Source organism: Streptomyces sp. NPDC001920, assembly GCF_053594495.1.
In genome coordinates this window covers 367052-385003 of the sequence record NZ_JBSFEP010000005.1, presented here as the reverse complement: position 1 = coordinate 385003, position 17952 = coordinate 367052, and the positions used below count along the sequence as shown (strand labels likewise).

Below are 17952 nucleotides of genomic sequence, written 5' to 3'. Positions count from 1 at the left end.
AAGCGCCGCACTCGCGCTTCCCGCCCTTTCCCCTGTGACGCCGCTCGGGATCCTCACCCCGGCGGTGGAGCGGGCCCCTCAGCCCGCGCCGTGACAGGCCCTCAGCCCTGGTCGTAGGTGTGGAACCCGCGGCCGGTCTTCCGGCCGAGGAGTCCCGCCTGCACCATCCGCTGGAGCAGGGGTGGCGGTGCGTACAGCGGTTCACGGAACTCGTCGTAGAGGGATTCGGCGATCGAGGCGACGGTGTCCAGGCCGATCAGGTCGGCCAGCTTCAGCGGGCCCATGGGGTGGGCGCAGCCCAGCTCCATGCCCGTGTCGATGTGCTCTGCGGTGGCGAAGCCGGACTCTGCCATCCGGACCGCTGCCAGCAGGTAGGGGATCAGCAGGGCGTTGACGACGAATCCAGCCCGGTCCCGGGAGTGGATCACCCTCTTGTCGAGCGTGCGGGTCGCGAAGTCCTCGACGGCGGCGACCGTCTGCGCTGACGTGTGCAGGGAGGTCACGACCTCCACCAGCGACAGTACGGGTACGGGGTTGAAGAAGTGCAGGCCCACAACCCGGTCCGCGCGGCCGGTGGCCATGCCGAGCCGCATGATCGGCAGGGAGGAGGTGTTGGTCGCCAGCACCGCCGCCGGATCCTCGACGATCTTGTCCAGGGCCGTGAAGACCTCGGTCTTGGCGTCTGGGTTCTCCACGACGGCCTCGACGACGAGTTGCCGGTCCGCCAGGTCCTCCAGGCTGCCGGTGAACACCAAGCGGGTGAGCGCGTCCCGCGCGGCGGCCTCCTCCAGCTTGCCGCGCCGTACCGCGCGGTCGAGCGACGCCGCCACCCGGTCCCGGGCGGCTCGGGCCGCGACCGCGTCCACCTCACAGACCACGGTGTCCAGCCCGGCCCGCGCGCACACCTCGGCGATGCCGGCGCCCATCTGCCCGCCGCCGACCACGCCGACGCGCCGGATGTCCCCGCTCATGCCCCGGCCTCCGTGCGCCGCACGAGGTGACGGGTGTACGCGTCCGGGGTGAAGAACAGCGGCAACTCTGCGCACAGCGCGGTGTGTTCGAAGAGCGCGCGGATCTCGTCGACCTGCGCCCACGGGTGCTCGGCGCCTACGGCCGCGATCTCGTCGTCCAGCAGCCGCAGGACCGTTTCTCGGTCAATCACCCGATGCCGCAGCCACTGCCAGATCTGCACCCGGGCGATCTCGGCGGTGGCCGCGTCCTCCATCAGCCCGTACAGGGCGAAGGCGCCCTGCCCGCGCAGCCAGGCCGCGAAGTAGCGCAGGGCGACCGCTATGTTGGTCCGCACGCCCTCCTGTGTGGGCGGGCCGCTGATCCGGCGCACCGACAGCAGCTCGGCCGGCGCCACCTCGACGTCGTCACGGGTGCGGTCGATCTGGTGGGACCGTTCGCCGAGGATACCGTCGAACACCTCCCGGCAGACGGGGACGAGAGCGGGGTGGGCGACCCAGGAGCCGTCGAAACCGTCCTCGGCCTCCCGCTCCTTGTCCAGCCGCACCTCGGCAAGCGCGGCCTCGTTCGCCGCCGGATCCCTGCCCGGCACCTGGGCGGCCATGCCGCCGATGGCGTGGGCGCCGCGCTTGTGGCAGGTGCGCACGAGGAGTTCGGTGTACGCCCGCATGAAGGGCGCGGTCATCGTGACCTTGGCACGGTCGGGCAGGAGGAAGTCGGTGCGGTGGCCGAAGGTCTTGATGACGCTGAACAGGTAGTCCCAGCGGCCCGCGTTGAGCCCCGCGCTGTGCTCGCGCAGTTCGTAGAGGATCTCCTCCATCTCGAACGCGGCGGTGATCGTCTCGATGAGGACGGTGGCGCGGATCGTGCCGCGCGGGACGCCGAGCAGTTCCTGGGCGGTGACGAAGACGTCGTTCCACAGCCGGGCCTCGTAGCGGTTCTCCAGCTTCGGCAGGGAGAAGTACGGGCCATACCCGGCGTTGATCTGCCGCTGGGCGCAGTGGAAGAAGTACAGGCCGAAGTCCACCAGGGCGGCGGGCACCGGGGCGCCGTCGTACTCCAGGTGCTCCTCGTCGAGGTGCCAGCCGCGCGGGCGGACCATGATCGTGGCCAGATCGTCCCGGTCCGCGAGCCGGTACTCCTTGCCCTCCTCGGTGGTGAAGTCGATGCGCCGCTCGATGGCATCGAGCAGGTTGAGCTGACCACTGACGATGTTGGCCCAGGTGGGTGCGGTGGCGTCTTCGAAGTCCGCCATCCACACCTTGGCGCCGGAGTTCAACGCGTTGACGGTCATACGGCGGTCGGGCGGGCCGGTGATCTCCACGCGCCGGTCGGTCAGGCCGGGCGCGGGTGGGGCGACGCGCCAGCCGGGGTCGGCCCGGACCGCGGAGCTGACCATGGGGAAGTCGAGCGGAGAGCCCGATGCCAACCGCAGCACCTGCCGACGGCGTTCCTTCAGCAGTTCCCCGCGACGATGGCCGAAGACGGCGGCGAGACGGCCGACGAAGTCCAGGGCGGCGGGCGTGAGGATCTCGTCGTGCCGGTGGCCGGGTGCGGCGAGGACGCGGACGTGGTGGGGTGGTGCGATCGTGGACATCGGGTTCTCCGTCAGTGGTCGGGAGCGGAGGGGGACGGGGACGGTCGCCCGCCCTCCGCCGGCCAGGTGCAGGCCGGGCGGCGAGGCGCCCGGTCCGGCGGCCTAGTGGAACTGCTCTTCTTCCGTGGAGCCGGCCAGGGCGGTGGTGGAGGAGGCCGGGTTGACGGCGGTGGAGACCAGGTCGAAGTAGCCGGTTCCGACCTCGCGCTGGTGCTTGACGGCGGTGAAGCCGTGCGCCTGTGCGGCAAACTCCCGCTCCTGCAGATCGACATAGGCGGTCATGCCGTGCTCGGCGTAGCCGCGGGCGAGGTCGAACATGCCGTGGTTGAGGGAGTGGAAGCCGGCCAGGGTGATGAACTGGAACTTGTAGCCCATCGCGCCCAGCTCCCGCTGGAACTTGGCGATTTGGTCGTCGTCCAGCGCGGTCTTCCAGTTGAAAGAGGGCGAACAGTTGTAGGCGAGCATCTGGTCCGGGTACCGAGCGTGGATCGCCTCGGCGAACTCGCGGGCCTGGGTGAGGTCGGGTGTGCCGGTCTCCACCCAGATCAGGTCGGCGTAGGGCGCGTAGGCCAGGCCGCGCGCGATGACCGGAGCCATGCCGTTACGGACCCGGTAGAAGCCCTCCGCGGTGCGCTCGCCGGTGACGAACTCGGCGTCGCGCTCGTCGATGTCGGTGGTGAGGAGGTTGGCGGCAAGGGCGTCGGTGCGGGCGATGATGACGGTCGGCACGTCGGCGATGTCGGCGGCCAGGCGGGCCGCGTTGAGGGTACGGACGTGCTGGGAGGTGGGCACGAGGACCTTGCCGCCGAGGTGGCCGCACTTCTTCTCGGAGGCGAGCTGGTCTTCGTAGTGGATGCCCGCGGCACCGGCGGCGATCATCGCCTTGGTCAGCTCGAAGGCGTTCAGCGGGCCGCCGAACCCGGCCTCCGCGTCGGCGACGATCGGCGCGAGCCAGTCGGTGGTGTCCTCGCCGCCCTCGGCGGTGGCGATCTGGTCGGCGCGCAGGAGCGCGTTGTTGATGCGCCGGACCACCTGCGGGACGGAGTTGGCCGGATACAGGCTCTGGTCGGGGTAGGTGTGGCCGGCCTGGTTGGCGTCGGCGGCGACCTGCCACCCGGACAGGTAGATCGCCTGCAGCCCGGCCTTGATCTGCTGCACCGCCTGCCCGCCGGTCAGCGCGCCGAGCGCGTGGATGTAGTCGAGCTCGTGCAGCTGCCGCCACAGCCGTTCGGCGCCGCGCCGGGCGAGGGTGTGCTCCTCGCGGACGCTGCCCGACAGCCGTACGACGTCCTCGGCGCTGTAGGTGCGCTCGATGCCCCGCCAGCGGGGATCGGTGGCCCAGTGCCGCGTGAGCTCCTCGGCCGCCGTCGTCTTCGCTTCTGTCATGGCCTTCACCGTCTCTCTCGGTTGTTCGGGTCTGCCAATCCCCTGGACGCCATGACAAGGAGATGGCACTGTGTGTCGTCCGCTGGAGCGCGGCCCGCCGCCCGGCTGCTGGGCGGAGCGGAGCAATGTCTGCCCGGAGGCGAGGCGCCGCTGCCGGGATCCCCGACGTCAAGGCGCGAATCGTGCCCCGACGTGGCGCCGCGACTGCCGGAGGTCCGGCGGGCCGTACTGGAACTCTTGCACTGGCACTGGGTGCCATCAACCGTGGACGGATGCCAACTTCTGCGAATCTTCGCGGTCTGTTCTGCCAAGGTTGCAAAGACTGCCGGGGTGCTGGTTCACGTACGCTGGCCACCGTCCCGGACGACGGACGACGTGAGGAGCGCGGTGGGCAAGACGTACGCGGGCGCGCGACTGCGGCGGTTGCGTGAAGAGCGCCGGATGAGCCAGGCGGAGCTGGCTCGCGTGCTCGGCATCTCGCCCAGCTACCTGAACCAGATGGAGCACGACTCCCGCCCGCTGACCGTGCCGGTCCTGCTGCGGCTGACCGAAGCCTTCGGCGTCGATCCCACGTTCTTCTCCGAGCGCGACACCACACGACTCGTCGCCGACCTGCGCGAGGCCCTGGCGGGAGAGCTTTCCGAGGCCCGTGTCTCCCCGTCCGACCTCGCGGAACTCGCCTCCCGCATGCCCGCGGTCGCCGAGGTCCTGCTCGACCTCGGCCGCCGCAACCAGCTCCTGGTCGAACGCCTCGCCGGAGCCGCGGACGGCCGGGACGCCGAGCAGGCGGCACCCCGCTCACCCCACGAGGAGATCCGCGACTTCTTCTACCGCCGCCAGAACTACCTGCATGACACCGACCTCGGCGCCGAGCAGTTGGCCGAGGGGATCGGCATCCGGCCCGGCGAGGTGTTGCGCGCCCTCACCACACGACTGGCCGACGGCCACGGCGTACGCCTGGCGGCCGTGACCGCCGACCACCTGCACCACTACGACGAAACGTCTCGCACTCTCTACTTGTCCAACCGACTGCGCCCCGGGCAGCGCGCGTTCCGCATGGCGACCCAGCTCGCCCTGCTGGAGTACGGCGGCGAGCTCGACCGGCAGGCGGCCGAGGACTTCCCGGCCGGTTCCCCCGCCCACGCCCTGGCCCGCATCGGCATCGCCAACTACTTCGCCGCGGCGCTGATCCTGCCCTACGCCGACTTCCACGCGGCTGCGGAGGAGGTGCGCTACGACATCGAACGCCTCACCGACCGTTACGGCCTCGGCTACGAGACCGTCTGCCACCGCCTGAGCACCCTCCAGCGCCCCCGCCTGCGCGGCGTGCCCTTCTCCTTCGTCCGCGTCGACCGGGCCGGCAACATGTCCAAGCGCCAGTCCGCGACCGGCTTCCACTTCTCCCGGGCCGGCGGCACCTGCCCGCTGTGGAACGTCTACGAGGCGTTCACCGCCCCCGGCCGTATCCATGTCCAGATCGCCCAAATGCCCGACGGGCAGCGCTACTTGTGGACGGCCCGCGCCGTCACCCGACATCGCGGCGGCTGGGGCGAACCCGGCAAGACCTTCGCCATCGGCCTGGGCTGCGAGATCCGCCACGCCCACCGGCTCGTCTACTCCGACGGCCTCGACCTGGCCAACGCCTCCGCCGCCACCCCCATCGGCATGGGCTGCCGCGTCTGCGAACGCCTCGACTGCCCCCAGCGCGCCGTTCCGCCACTGGGCCGCCCCTTGCGGATCGACCAGAACAGCAGCACGTACGTGCCGTATCCGGTTGTGGGCCCGGCCACGTGAGCTCGCGCAGACCCGACCCGGCCCCGAGACGGCGAGTCGTGCCCTATTTCTACGAATCGGTCTCGATCCGGGCCACCGCTTGGGCCGTGAGGGGGGTGCGGCAATCATGGGGCCATGCACCGGCCGCCGCTCCGCCTCCACGCCCCCGAGTGGTTCACGGCCGACGAGTCAACCCTGAATGTCGCACTTGTGTACCCGATGCAGGGGCCTGCCGGGATCTTCGGTCCCACCTGCGAGGCGTGCGGACGGCTGGCCGCCGAGGAGATCAACAAGGCGGGCGGCGTGCTCGGCAAGGAGCTGCGGCTGCTGGAGGTCGACGGTGGTGCGGATCCCCGGCGGGTCGCGGACGAGGTCGAAGCCCTGGTGGCGACGGGTGCGGTGCAGGGCGTCACCGGCTGGCACATCTCCTCGGTGCGGCAGGCGGTGGCTCCGCGGATCGCGCACCGGGTGCCCTACATCTACACGGCCCTGTACGAGGGCGGCGAGCGCACCGAGGGTGTCTTCATGACCAGCGAGACGCCCGCCTGGCAGTTGCTGCCCGCCATGCGGTTGCTTGCGGAGTCGCGGGGCGTGCGTCGCTGGTTGGTGGTCGGCAACGACTACGTCTGGCCCCGGCGCACCGCCCGGGTCGCCCGGCGCTACGCGCGCGAGGGCCGGGGCCGGGTCTGCGGCGAGGTGTACCTGCCGCTGGGGACCGATGACTTCACCGACGTGCTGCGGCGCATCGAGCGGGCGGACGCGGACGCCGTGCTCATGCTTCTGGTGGGCAGCGACGCGGTCCGCTTCAACCGGGCCTTCGCCGCTGCCGGGCTCGACCAGCGCTGCCTGCGGCTGAGCACGCTCATGGATGAGAGCATGCTGCTCGGCAGCGGCCCCGAAGCCACCGTCGACCTGTACAGCACGGCTGGGTTCTTCGCCTCGCTGGCGGACCAGAACACCATGGACTTCCACGGCCGGTACGCGGGCCGCTTCGGTGTGGACGCTCCGGTTCCCGGCAGCCTCGGCGAATCCTGTTATGAAGGCGTGCTGCTGCTCGCGGCGCTCATCGAACGGGCTCGCACCCTGGACGTGTCCGCCATCGGAGCGGCCGCCGAGAACGTCGCGTACGAAGGCCCACGCGGCCTGCTGAGCCTCGACGGCCGTCATGTCCGCCAGCGCATCTACCTGGCGCAGGCGGAGGGGCTCGACTTCAACGTCCTCGCCCAACTGCGCGCTCCACACGAGCTGCTGTGACTCCGCCGCCCTCCAGTGCCCCGGCCAACTGGGCGAGCAGGGTCTTCAGGTGCTCCTCATCGTTCTCCGCGAGCAGGGGCTTCACCTCGCCCCACTCGGCCCGGACCGCGCGGGACAGCCGCTGCCAGCGCTGCATGCCCCGTGGGGTGAGCTGGGCCAGGACACGGCGACGATCGGCGGGGTCGACGCGGCGGAAGACCATGTTCTGGTCGACGAGTTGGTCGATCAGCTTGGTCAGGGTCGGTGCCGGCAGGAAGGCGTGGTCGGCGAGGGCCGTCATGTTGTGGCCTTCGCCGTCGGAGAGCAGGTCGAGTACCCGCCACGCCTCGATGGAGCAGTCGAACTCCTCGAGCACGGACTGAATTCGGCGCACTGAGAGGCGCTCGGCCCGTGTCAGCAGGTGGAGCAGTTCCTGGGGCTGCCTCGCCATCGCACTCCTCAGCTCGCATCCGCGCGGTCCCCCGCGGCCGGGATGCCGTGAGCCTACCGCCGATCATCTCAGTCTTGACAGAGCATTCCCAGAATCTGATCCTTTCCCGCGGAAGCAATAAATGCCGTCACTGAGACGCCGTCAACATGCGGCGCCAGCGGCGGCTTTTCTCATTTCTGACCCACGGAGATACTTCCGCTGGAAACTGTCCTTCAATTGCGCCGAAACGCGCTTGAAACAGTTCCGCCGCAGGCTGTGGACGCACTTCAGCGACCAGCCCGGAGGCCACCCCGGAACGGCTGGGGAACCCGTGCGCCAACGCCGCCGCCACTGAAGCGCGTCCCATTCACTCCCTCCATTCCCTCCCCAGAGTCTTCCGTTCACTTCGCACCGCCCTTCGGGGCAAGGAGGTTTTGCATGTCCGGGCTCAGCATCAGCAGACGCGGTCTCCTGGCCGGCGTATCCGCCCTCGGCGCATCGGCCGCCCTCAGCGCGTGCGGCGCCAAGACCGGCAGCGACACGTCCTCCGCCGGAGCGAAGGCGGACACCTCCGGCGACACCGTCAAGGTGGGTCTGCTGAACTCGCTCTCGGGCACCATGGCCATCAGCGAGGTGACGGTCCACAACGCGCTGCTGCTCGCGGTCAAGGAGATCAACGCCGCCGGCGGCGTCCTCGGCAAGAAGCTCAAGCCCATCAGCCAGGACGGCGCCTCCGACTGGCCCACCTTCGCCGAGAAGGCGCAGACCCTGATCACGGACGACAAGGTCGTCGCCACCTTCGGCTGCTGGACCTCGGCCAGCCGCAAGGCCGTCAAGCCGGTCTTCGAGCGGAACAAGTCGCTGCTGTTCTACCCGGTGCAGTACGAGGGACTGGAGCAGTCCCCGTACATCTTCTACACAGGCGCGACCACCAACCAGCAGATCATCCCGGCCCTCGACTACCTCAAGAAGCAGGGCCTGACCAAGCTCTACCTGGTCGGCAGCGACTACGTCTTCCCTCGTACCGCCAACAAGGAGATCAGGACGTACGCGAAGGCCAACGGCATGCAGATCATGGGGGAGGACTACGCGCCGCTGGGCTCCACCGAGTTCAGCACCATCGTCAACAAGGTCAAGGACGCCGGCGCGGACGCCGTGTTCAACACCCTCAACGGCGACAGCAACGTGGCCTTCTTCAAGGAGTACAAGTCCGCGGGGCTCACCGCGAAGAGCCTGCCGGTGCTGTCGGTGTCCATCGCCGAGGAGGAGGTCAAGAGCATCGGCACCCAGTACCTGGAGGGCCAGTTGACGGCCTGGAACTACTACCAGACCACTCCGGGCGCGGCGAACGAGAAGTTCGTGAAGGCGTACCAGGCCGCGTACGGGAAGGACAAGCCGACGTCCGACCCCATGGAGGCCGCCTACATCTCGGTCTACCTGTGGAAGGCGATGGTCGAGAAGGCCGGCTCCTTCGACGTGGCGAAGGTGAAGGCCGCCTCCGACGGCATCACCTTCGACGCCCCCGAGGGCAAGGTCACCGTCGACGGCGCCACCCAGCACGTCCACAAGACGGCCCGCATCGGCAAGGTCGGCTCCGACGGACTGATCACCGAGGTGTGGAACTCGGGCAAGCCGATCAAGCCGGACCCGTACCTGAAGGGCTACTCCTGGGCCTCCGGCCTCTCCTGAGCCGAGCCCTCTCCCGGTAAGACCCGGCCTCGTCGTGAGGCCGGGTCACGCCCGTGGAAAGCCCGCACCTTTCGTCCCCGACCCGGAGCCGCTTCATGACGGTCATCCTCAACCAGTCCTTCACCGGCATCAGCATCGGTGCCGTCCTGCTGCTCATCGCCCTCGGCCTGACCCTGACCTTCGGGCAGATGGGCGTGATCAACATGGCGCACGGCGAGTTCATCATGGCCGGCGCCTACACCACGTACGTGCTGCAGAAGTCCATCAGCAGCGCCGGCGTCTCCCTGCTCGTCGCCCTGCCGCTGGCCTTCCTCGTCGCCGGTGCCATGGGAGCGCTCCTGGAGTGGCTGCTCATCCGGCGCCTGTACACCCGGCCGCTGGACACCCTGCTGGTCACCTGGGGCGTCTCGCTGATGCTCCAGCAGCTCGCCCGTGACATCTTCGGCGCCCCCAACGTGCAGACCGCCGCCCCGGATCTGCTGACCGGCAACATCTCGGTCGCGGGCATCACCCTCGCCAACAACCGGCTGTTCATCCTCGGTCTCGCGCTGCTGTGCGTCCTCGGTCTCACGCTGATCCTGCGGCTCACCCCGCTGGGGCGCCGTATCCGGGCCGTCGTGCAGAACCGCGACCTCGCCGAGGTGTCCGGTGTCGCCACCGAGCGGGTGGACCGCACGACGTTCTTCATCGGCTCGGGCCTGGCGGGCGTGGCCGGCGTCGCACTCACCCTGGTCGGCCCGATCGGTCCCACGATGGGCACCAACTACATCGTCGACGCCTTCCTCGTCGTGGTCGTCGGAGGCATCGGCCAACTCAAGGGCAGCGTCATCACGGCCTTCGTCCTCGGCGTGCTGCAGTCGGTGCTGGAGTACTCCACGACCGTGAGCGTCGCGAAGGTCATCGTGCTCGTGGCGATCGTCGCCTTCCTGCAGTGGCGACCCCAGGGCCTGTACACACTGCGCACCCGGAGCCTGGCATGACGACAACGACCTCACCGACCAAGACGACGTCCGTCGCTCAGCCGTCGGCGTCCCTCCTGGAACGCTTCCGGGTACCCGGCGCCTTCCTCCTCGGCGCCGTCCTGCTCCTCGGCGTGGCCCCGCTCGTCCTGTCCGACTTCCGGCTCAACCTCCTGGCCAAGTACCTGTGTTACGCGATCGTGGCGGTCGGCGTGAGCCTCGCCTGGGGCCGGGGCGGGCTGATGGTCCTCGGCCAGGGCGTCTTCTTCGGTCTCGGCGGCTACGCCATGGCCATGCACCTCAAGCTCGCCGACGCCGCCGCCACCGGCCAGACCCTGCCCGACTTCATGCAGCTGTACGGCACCGGTGACGCGCTGCCCTGGTGGTGGAAGCCCTTCGCCGACCCGGCCTTCGCCCTCGCCATGACCGTACTGCTGCCGATGGCGGTGGCCGCGCTGCTCGGCTTCTTCGTCTTCCGACGCCGCGTGAAGGGCGCGTACTTCGCGATCCTGAGCCAGGCGCTCGCCGCCGCCCTGGCCATCTGGCTCGTCGGCCAGCAGGCCACCACCGGGGGCACCAACGGCCTGACCGACATCCAGGGCTTCTTCGGCTACGACCTGGGCGACCCCGTCAACCAGCGGACGGTGTACTTCATCATCGCCGCCGCCCTGCTCCTGCTGATGGCCGCCGCCCGCCAGCTGTTCGTCAGCCGCTACGGCGAACTCCTCATCGCCGTACGGGACTCCGAGGAACGCGTGCGCTTCCTCGGGTACGACCCGGCCAACGTCAAGCTGGTGGCGTACGTCGTCGCGGCCGGTATGGCGGGCCTGGCCGGTGCCCTCTTCGTGCCCGCGGTCGGGATCATCTCCCCGGCGCTGATCGGGATCGTGCCGTCCATCGGCTTCGTCATCGGCGCGGCGGTCGGCGGCCGGGCCAGTCTGGTGGGCGCGGTGCTGGGCGCGATCGCGGTGGCCTGGACGCAGAGCACGCTCTCGGACGCCTACCCCGCCGCGTGGACGTACCTCCAGGGTCTGCTGTTCGTCGTGGCGGTCGGCTTCCTGCCGGGCGGCCTGGCGTCCCTGGTGACCGTCCTGCGCAAGCGCCGTACCGGTACGACCCCGACGGGAGAGACAGCATGAGCGGCGAGGGACTGACCGTCCGCGACCTGCGGGTCACGTTCGACGGCTTCAAGGCCGTCGATGGAGTGGACCTGGACATCCACCCCGGCGACCTGCGCTTCCTCATCGGGCCGAACGGCGCCGGCAAGACCACACTCGTCGACGCGGTCACGGGTCTGGTGAAGGCGACCGGCTCGGTCCGATTCAAAGACCAGGACCTGCTGGGCAAGCCCGTGCACCGCATCGCCCGCCTGGGGATCGGCCGTACCTTCCAGACGGCCACCGTCTTCGAGGAGCTGACCGTCCTGCAGAACCTCGACATCGCCGCGGGAGCCAGGCGCGGCCCGTTGACGATGCTGCGGCGCCGCACGGGTGTGCCGGAGGCGGTGACGAAGGCGCTGGAGACCACCGGCCTGACGGACTTGCGCGATCGCCCGGCGGGTGTGTTGGCCCATGGTCAGAAGCAGTGGCTGGAGATCGGCATGCTGCTCGTGCAGGACGTGAAGCTGCTGCTGCTCGACGAGCCCGTCGCCGGCATGAGCCACGACGAACGCGAGGCCACCGGCGAACTGCTGCAGCGGGTCAGCGCAGACCACACGGTCGTCGTCATCGAGCACGACATGGACTTCATGCGTTCCTTCGCCCGCAGCGTCAGTGTCCTGCACGCCGGCAAGGTCCTCAGCGAGGGATCGGTCGCCGAAGTCCAGGCCGACGCCAAGGTCCAGGAGGTCTACCTGGGGCGCGCCTGCGAACCCGAGCCCGCTGCCATTCCTGTCGCTGAGGAGGCGTGACGCCCATGCTGGAGATCACCACCGTTCGGGCGGGCTACGACCGCACGACCGTGCTGCACGGCGTGACCCTCGCGGTACCGAAGGACGGCGTGGCGGCCGTCCTCGGCCACAACGGCGCCGGCAAGAGCACCCTGCTGCGGGCGGCCATGGGCCTGATCAAGCCGACGGGCGGCACGATCCTGCTGGACGGCGAGGACATCACCCGCCTCGCCCCGCACCAGCGGGTCGCCCGCGGCATGGCCTACGTCCCTCAGGGCCAGCAGTCCTTCCCGCACCTGAGCACCGCCGAGAACCTCCAACTCGTCGCCGACGGACGCCCCGACGGCAAGGAGGCCATCACCGAGGCCCTGGACCTCTTCCCGGCCCTGCGCGAACTGTCCGGCCGCCGCGCCGGCCTCCTCTCCGGCGGCCAGCGCCAGCAACTCGCCATCGCCCGCGCCCTGATCACCCGCCCCAGGCTCCTCCTCCTCGACGAACCGACCGAGGGCATCCAGCCCTCCATCGTCGCCGAGATCGAGGAGACGATCCTCGCCCTGACCCGACGCGGCGGCCTGTCCGTCCTCCTCGTCGAACAGCACGTCGGCTTCGCCATGCGCGCCGCCCAGCAGTACTACGTGCTGGAAGCGGGACGCGTCACCTCCTCGGGAGCGGGAGGGGCAGAGTCCGAGCAGACCGTACGAGCGGCGCTCAGCGTGTGACTCGGGGCTGCGCCGGGGACGACGGGACGTCGCCCCCCGGTGGGTTCACAGCAGTGCGCCGTCCCGCGGCCCGGACCACCGCAGGCGGCGGCGGAGGACGTGAGCTGCCGCCCGTCCTGCTGGTACCGCGGATGCGCGTGGCACATGTGGTGGGGCAACATACTTCGGGGCGTCGTTGTGCGTGGGGCCACCATGTCTGTTCATGGACGCCGGCGGCGTCGAGTTCGCCGAGGCGGATGTCGCCCAGGCGTTGCGTCGTACGTCGCAGTCGAGGAGGTCCCCGGTGATGTGACGCGGATGTCCCCCGGCCCTTCACAGCACTGCCACCGGGTTGACGGGCGAGCCGGTGCCGCCGGGGACGTTCAGCGGGGCCACGACCACCATGAACTCGTAGCGCGTGGCCTGCGCGCAGGCTGCGGAGAGTGCTTCCAGGTCCAGGTTGTCCAGCAGGGGCACGCCCATCGCGGTGATGGCGAGCGCGTGCACGGGCGAGGACACCCCCTCGACCGGGGAGGGCCGTACGTCGCTGTCGCCGTCGCCGCCGAGCAGGGCGATCCGGCGCTCGGCCAGCAGCGGCATGACGTCCACGTGGAAGCCGGCGCTGGCGTTGTCCGGGTTCCAGGCGCCGAGTTCCCGGCGGCGGCGAAAGTGGCCGGAGCGCAGCAGCACCGCATCGCCCTCGCCGATCGTCACGCCGAGCGCCTTCTGCGCGGCGAGGACGTCGCCGGTGTGCACGGCCCGGCCGGGCTCCAGCCAGTGGACGCCGAGGACGGCGGGCATGTCGATCAGGACGCCCCTGGTCACCAGGGGGCCGAGCGAGTCGACGGCGCCGAAGTGCGCGCCCTTGGCGTCGATGACCTCGGCGGCGGTACGGCCGTCGTAGAGCTGCCCCTGGTAAGCGATATGGGACAGCGCGTCGAGGTGGCTGACGCCCTTGCCGTGGTAGTCCACGGCGATGAAGTCCTTGTGGCAGGTGGGCTCAGGGGCCTCGATGTCGCCCAGCTCGGACATGTAGTGCAGGGCCGGCTTGCCGTTGTCCGGGCCCGGCACCGTGTTCCACGCCAGGGCCATCGGGACGACGGTCCCGGTGCGCACCAGTGCGGTGGCACGCCGGACGTGCTCGGCGGTCACCCGGTTCCAGGCGCCCCGGCTCGCGTCGGCCCAACGCCCCCAGGTCTTGAGCGTGTCGAAGAGGGAGTCGAACTCCGCACGGGAGACGCGAGGTCCGTTGCCGGGCACGGAGGGAAGAGGCGGGGAATCAGTCATCTGCTGCTCAGCGCTCCAAGGCTCGCAGGGTGGCGTCGACCGGCCCGGACTCTCGGGCACTGCGTGACGGGTGGGGGAGGTGACGGACGTGCGTGTCGGGCGCGCTGAGCGCCTACTTGCCCCAGAGCTCTCGGTACCCCTCCTGGTAGCCCGGCGGGTCCCACGCCGTGGCGCCGTCCGTGTTGTCGGCCGTACTGATGTGGACCGGGGCCACATACCCGCTGGCGGGGCGGCCGGAGAAGGCGCGGTTGAACTCGTCGATGATCTGCCAGCCCTGCAGGGACAGCGGCTCGGGCACGGTGGCCGCCTGGTACTGCTCGCTGTCGATGCGCTGGAAGGCGGAGGGGTCGCCGTCTCCGGCGCCGATGTTGAAGGGTGGACCGGATCCCTGCCTGCCGGCCGCGCGGAAGGCCGGTGCGGCATCGGCGAAGTACAGGTCGTTGATGGCGACGGAGTGGGTCCACCGGTCCTGGAAGCGGGACAGGAGCGAGGAGACCGCCCGGGGCGTGCGGCTGCTCGCGTCCGGGATCGGAATGTTCTCGTACGCCAGCAGCCTGACACCCGAGCAGGTGGCGAGTTCCTTCCTGATGAGCTCCGACTTGTTCCGGGCGAAGGGGATCGAGGCGTCGGTGAAGACGACGACGCCGGCCCTGCCGCGGGACTGGGAGATCACCCATTGCGCGCTGACTCTGGCCACGTCCTGGACGTTGGTGGTGACGTTGGTGAACAGTGCGGGACGTCGGCTGGGGCCCGGGGAGGCGACCGCGTGCCAGCCGATGAGCGGGATGCGGGCCTCGTTCGCCCGCGCCACCTGCTGCGAGGTCGACTCGGGGTCGAAGCCGCCGATGACGATGCCCGACGGCCTGAGCGCCACCGCCTCGCTCATCGCCGCCTGAATGCCTGCCGGAGTGCCACCGCCGTCGATGACCCTGACCTTCCAGCCGATGACCCGCGCGGCCCTGCGCAGGCCGTCGGCGGTGCCCGCGACGCCGGGGTTGGTCATGGTCTGGGCGACGTAGACGATGCTCTTGCCGGAGACCGCGGTCGGGCCGCTGGCCGGTCCGTTCCAAGGGACGTCGGTCCGTTCCGCCCTGCTGACGGCCGCCTGGGCCCTGGCGAGGGCCGCGGGACAGCCGCCGGGCGCGGTGGCGGAGTCCTCCTGCCCCCCGGACGAGCCGCGTTCACAGCCGGCCAGGGCGGTTGCCACCACCAACAGCGCGGCGGCGGCGGACCTCGCCCTGGGCACGCCGGGGGTGGCCTTGAGGGTTGGGTGCACGGTGGCTCCTCGCGGAGGGATGCCGGGAAGATGCGGCCGGGAGCGGTCCGTGTCCCCGGCCTTGGTCAGGGGGTGGTGCTGCCAGAGGTGCCGTCGTCCTCAGTGGGGGAGGACGGCGGTTGTGTCGTCGCGGCCGGCGAGTCTCTGGCCGCGGTGGCGCCGGTGCGCAGTCGGCGGCGCGCGGCGTAGCCGGCGAGTCCGACGGCGAGGAGCAGCGTGCCGCCGTGGAACAACGGCACCGTCCAGAATTCGGCGCCCATCTGGCCGATGCCGGTGAGACCGACGGCGAGGACGGCGACGGCCACCAGGGTGCCCATGGCGTTGGGGCGCCCCGGCTTGATCGCGGTGGAGCCGAGGAGGGCGCCGACGAAGGCGGGCAGCAGATAGTCGAGGCCGACGCTCGGGTTGCCGATCTGCTGCTGTGCCGCGAGCAGCACTCCGGCGAAACCGACGAGCAGCCCCGACGTGGCGAAGGCGTACACGGTGTACTTGCGGACCGGGATGCCGAGCAGGTCCGCGGCGCGGGGGTTCGAGCCGACGACGTACAGGTACCGGCCGAGTGGCAGCCGCTCCAGCACCAGCCAGAGGACGGCCGCGAGCACGAGCACGTAGAAGGCGGGGACCGGAATCCCCAGGAAGGTGGAGTTGTAGACGTCGGTGAAGGCGGCCGGCAGACCTTGTGGGCCGGGGACGATCCGGGCGCCGTCGGTGATCCAGCCGGTCACGGCGTACATCATGCTGCCGGTGCCGAGGGTGGCGATGAACGAGTCGATCCGGCCGAACTCGACGATGACACCGTTGAGTACGCCGACGGCACACCCGCCGATGATCACCGCGAGGCAGGCAAGCGGCCAGGGCCACCCGACGTGCACGACGAGCTGCATCACCATGACATGGGCCAGGCCCAGGCCGTAGCCGATGGAGAGGTCGAACGCGCCGGTCACGATGGGCACCATGGCGGCGAGGGCGAGCACCGCCGGGATCGACTGGGTGGACAGGATCGAGTCGACGGTGTGGAGGGTCGGGAAGGTGCGCGGCAGGGCCAGGGAGAAGATCAGGAAGAGCAGGGCGGTCAAGGCAAGGAGGCCGTAGGCGCCGACGAGATGCCCGGCCGTGTCGCGCAGCCCGGCGGGACTGCTCGGTCCGCCCCGCTGACGGAGTCGGCTCGGCCGTCCCGGGCGTCCGGATCGCGGGCGCCGGGGTGACGCGGGGGAGGGCGAGGCGGTCACCGGTTCGTCGCTGTCTCGGCAGGAGGCAGGGTCGACGCCGCCCGGGTGAGCCCGGCGACGGTGAGGGACGGGCCGTTCAGCTCCGCCGCCACGTGGCCGCGGACGAAGACCAGGGCACGCCGGCATACGCCGGCGACCTCTTCGAAGTCGCTGGAGATGAGCAGGACCGCGAGACCGGTGGTCAGTGCCTCGTCGAGCAGACGGTGAATCGTGGCCTTGGCGCCGATGTCCACACTCGCCGTGGGCTCCTCCAAAATCAGCAGGCGCAGGTCCACCCGGAGCCATCGTCCGATCATGACCTTCTGCTGGTTACCACCGGACAGGGTGGCGATGGGGGCCTCGCCGTCGCGGGGGCGCACCGCGAACCTGTCGATCAGGGCCGCGGCCTCTCGGCGTTCCCGGCGCGGGCCCATCCAGCGCAGTGTGGGCAGACCACCCGCACGGGGATGGGCCAGGAGGTTCTCCCGCACCGTCAACTCGGTGAGGCAGCCCTCCAGTTGCCTGTCACCGGGCACCAGCGCAACCCCGCGACGGACGGCTTCGGCCACCGCTCGGGGACGGTAGGGGCGTCCACCGAGACTGGCCCGTCCGTCGAGGAGGGGCCGCGCACCCGCCAGGGCTCGGCCCAGTTCCCGGTGGCCCGCACCCGTGAGGCCCACCAGCCCCAGTACTTCCCCGGCCCGCAGCTCAAGGCTCACCGGTCCCGCCCCCGCGGTCCGTACGCCGTCGAGGGTCAGGACGGCCGGCCCGTCGGCGGGCGTCCGGGCGGGGCTGCGCGGGGTCGGTGCCATGCCGATGATGTCGTGCACGAGGCGGGCCGGGCTGTGCCCGGCCGTGGAGCCGCGGCTGACGAGGCGGCCGTCGCGCAGGACGGCGAAGGCGTCGGCGACCTCGTACACCTCGTCCAGACGGTGGGTGACGTAGAGGATGCCGTGCCCACGGTCGCGCAGGGTGTGCAGGACGTGGAACAGCCGGGCGCAGTCCGCGGCGGGAAGGCGCGCCGTCGGCTCGTCGAGGACGATGAGCTTCGCCCGTGCCGCCAGAGCGCGCGCGATGGCGACCAGGGCACGGTCGGCCGGGGTGAGCGCGGCGATCGGCGTGTCGGGGTCGAGATGTCCGGCGACGGCCCGTAGGGCCCCGGTGCAGCGCTCCCGGGTCCGCGGCCAGGAGATCAGTCCGGCGCGGCGCGGATACCCCGTGCTCAGGGCGATGTTCTCGGCGACCGTCATCCACTCCACCAGGCCGAGGTCCTGGTGGATGAAGGACATGCAGCGGGAGGCGCCGTGGCTCCCGAGCGGGTGCCCGTCCACGGTGATCTGCCCGGCGTCGGCGTGGTGGACGCCGGCGAGCACCTTGATGAGGGTGGATTTCCCGGCTCCGTTCGGGCCGAGGAGGGCGAGGACACTGCCTGGGTGGACGTCGAGGTCGACCCCGGCCAGCGCGAGGGTCCCGCCGAACCGCTTGGCGAGCCCACGGACACGGACCAGAGGTTCCACGGCCATCCCCGGTGATCGGCCTGGCGGGTTCTTCCCGACTGT

At 70.6% G+C, this 17952-nt stretch carries 15 protein-coding genes; 7 read left to right on the top strand and 8 right to left on the bottom strand.

The genetic code is table 11. The features are described 5' to 3' along the window. Positions 1–101 precede the first annotated feature (101 nt). The 3 genes from ACWCPI_RS11315 to aceA all read right to left on the bottom strand — a co-directional run bounded on the left by ACWCPI_RS11315 (position 102) and on the right by aceA (position 3952). The gene (locus ACWCPI_RS11315) at positions 102–971 is read right to left on the bottom strand and encodes a 3-hydroxybutyryl-CoA dehydrogenase (RefSeq protein WP_451037882.1); all 870 of its coding nucleotides are present in this window, start codon (positions 969–971) and stop codon (positions 102–104) included. Continuing rightward, positions 968–2566, bottom strand: a complete 1599-nt coding sequence (gene aceB / locus ACWCPI_RS11310) for a malate synthase A (protein ID WP_451037881.1) — start codon at positions 2564–2566, stop codon at positions 968–970. Before aceB ends, ACWCPI_RS11315 begins: the two co-directional genes overlap by 4 nt. Positions 2567–2668: 102 nt before the next feature. Further along, positions 2669–3952 carry an isocitrate lyase gene (gene aceA, locus ACWCPI_RS11305; RefSeq protein ID WP_451037880.1) on the bottom strand — a complete coding sequence of 428 codons (1284 nt, stop codon included), beginning with the start codon at positions 3950–3952 and terminating at the stop codon, positions 2669–2671. 387 nt (positions 3953–4339) lie between these two features. Here aceA and ACWCPI_RS11300 point away from each other — a divergent pair, with 387 nt between their 5' ends. Further along, positions 4340–5746, top strand: a complete 1407-nt coding sequence (locus tag ACWCPI_RS11300; RefSeq protein ID WP_451037879.1) for a short-chain fatty acyl-CoA regulator family protein — start codon at positions 4340–4342, stop codon at positions 5744–5746. Positions 5747–5860: 114 nt separating this feature from the next. Next, positions 5861–6979, top strand: a complete 1119-nt coding sequence (locus ACWCPI_RS11295) for a substrate-binding domain-containing protein (protein WP_451037878.1) — start codon at positions 5861–5863, stop codon at positions 6977–6979. On the opposite strand, the gene ACWCPI_RS11290 is transcribed toward ACWCPI_RS11295, so the two are convergent. Then, positions 6936–7409 (bottom strand): MarR family winged helix-turn-helix transcriptional regulator, encoded by a 474-nt coding sequence (locus tag ACWCPI_RS11290; protein ID WP_451037877.1) that lies wholly within the window; start codon positions 7407–7409, stop codon positions 6936–6938. The genes ACWCPI_RS11295 and ACWCPI_RS11290 overlap by 44 nt on opposite strands. 417 nt (positions 7410–7826) lie before the next feature. Here ACWCPI_RS11290 and urtA point away from each other — a divergent pair, with 417 nt between their 5' ends. The 5 genes from urtA (at position 7827) to urtE (ending at position 12643) form a co-directional block, all read left to right on the top strand. After that, complete coding sequence (gene urtA / locus ACWCPI_RS11285) at positions 7827–9077, top strand: urea ABC transporter substrate-binding protein (RefSeq protein WP_451037876.1); 1251 nt, start codon at positions 7827–7829, stop codon at positions 9075–9077. A 95-nt stretch (positions 9078–9172) separates the two neighbouring features. Beyond that, positions 9173–10057, top strand: a complete 885-nt coding sequence (urtB, locus tag ACWCPI_RS11280) for an urea ABC transporter permease subunit UrtB (protein ID WP_451037875.1) — start codon at positions 9173–9175, stop codon at positions 10055–10057. Further along, positions 10054–11175 carry an urea ABC transporter permease subunit UrtC gene (gene urtC / locus ACWCPI_RS11275; protein WP_451037874.1) on the top strand — a complete coding sequence of 374 codons (1122 nt, stop codon included), beginning with the start codon at positions 10054–10056 and terminating at the stop codon, positions 11173–11175. The genes urtB and urtC overlap by 4 nt, the downstream gene beginning before the upstream one ends. Then, complete coding sequence (gene urtD / locus ACWCPI_RS11270) at positions 11172–11945, top strand: urea ABC transporter ATP-binding protein UrtD (protein WP_451037873.1); 774 nt, start codon at positions 11172–11174, stop codon at positions 11943–11945. Before urtC ends, urtD begins: the two co-directional genes overlap by 4 nt. A 5-nt stretch (positions 11946–11950) precedes the next feature. Continuing rightward, positions 11951–12643, top strand: coding sequence for an urea ABC transporter ATP-binding subunit UrtE (urtE, locus tag ACWCPI_RS11265; RefSeq protein WP_451037872.1), 693 nt, complete (start codon positions 11951–11953; stop codon positions 12641–12643). A 312-nt stretch (positions 12644–12955) separates the two neighbouring features. Here urtE and ACWCPI_RS11260 read toward each other — a convergent pair whose 3' ends face one another. The 4 genes from ACWCPI_RS11260 to ACWCPI_RS11245 all read right to left on the bottom strand — a co-directional run bounded on the left by ACWCPI_RS11260 (position 12956) and on the right by ACWCPI_RS11245 (position 17916). Next, positions 12956–13909 (bottom strand): cyclase family protein, encoded by a 954-nt coding sequence (locus ACWCPI_RS11260; protein ID WP_451037871.1) that lies wholly within the window; start codon positions 13907–13909, stop codon positions 12956–12958. Between the two features lie 112 nt (positions 13910–14021). Continuing rightward, on the bottom strand, positions 14022–15185 hold the full coding sequence (locus tag ACWCPI_RS11255; RefSeq protein ID WP_451037870.1) for a substrate-binding domain-containing protein: 1164 nt from the start codon (positions 15183–15185) through the stop codon (positions 14022–14024). A gap of 65 nt (positions 15186–15250) precedes the next feature. Continuing rightward, the gene (locus tag ACWCPI_RS11250) at positions 15251–16414 is read right to left on the bottom strand and encodes an ABC transporter permease (RefSeq protein ID WP_451037869.1); all 1164 of its coding nucleotides are present in this window, start codon (positions 16412–16414) and stop codon (positions 15251–15253) included. Continuing rightward, entirely contained in the window at positions 16411–17916 is a 1506-nt protein-coding gene (locus ACWCPI_RS11245; RefSeq protein WP_451037868.1) for a sugar ABC transporter ATP-binding protein, read from the bottom strand. Before ACWCPI_RS11245 ends, ACWCPI_RS11250 begins: the two co-directional genes overlap by 4 nt. Positions 17917–17952: the final 36 nt, after the last annotated feature.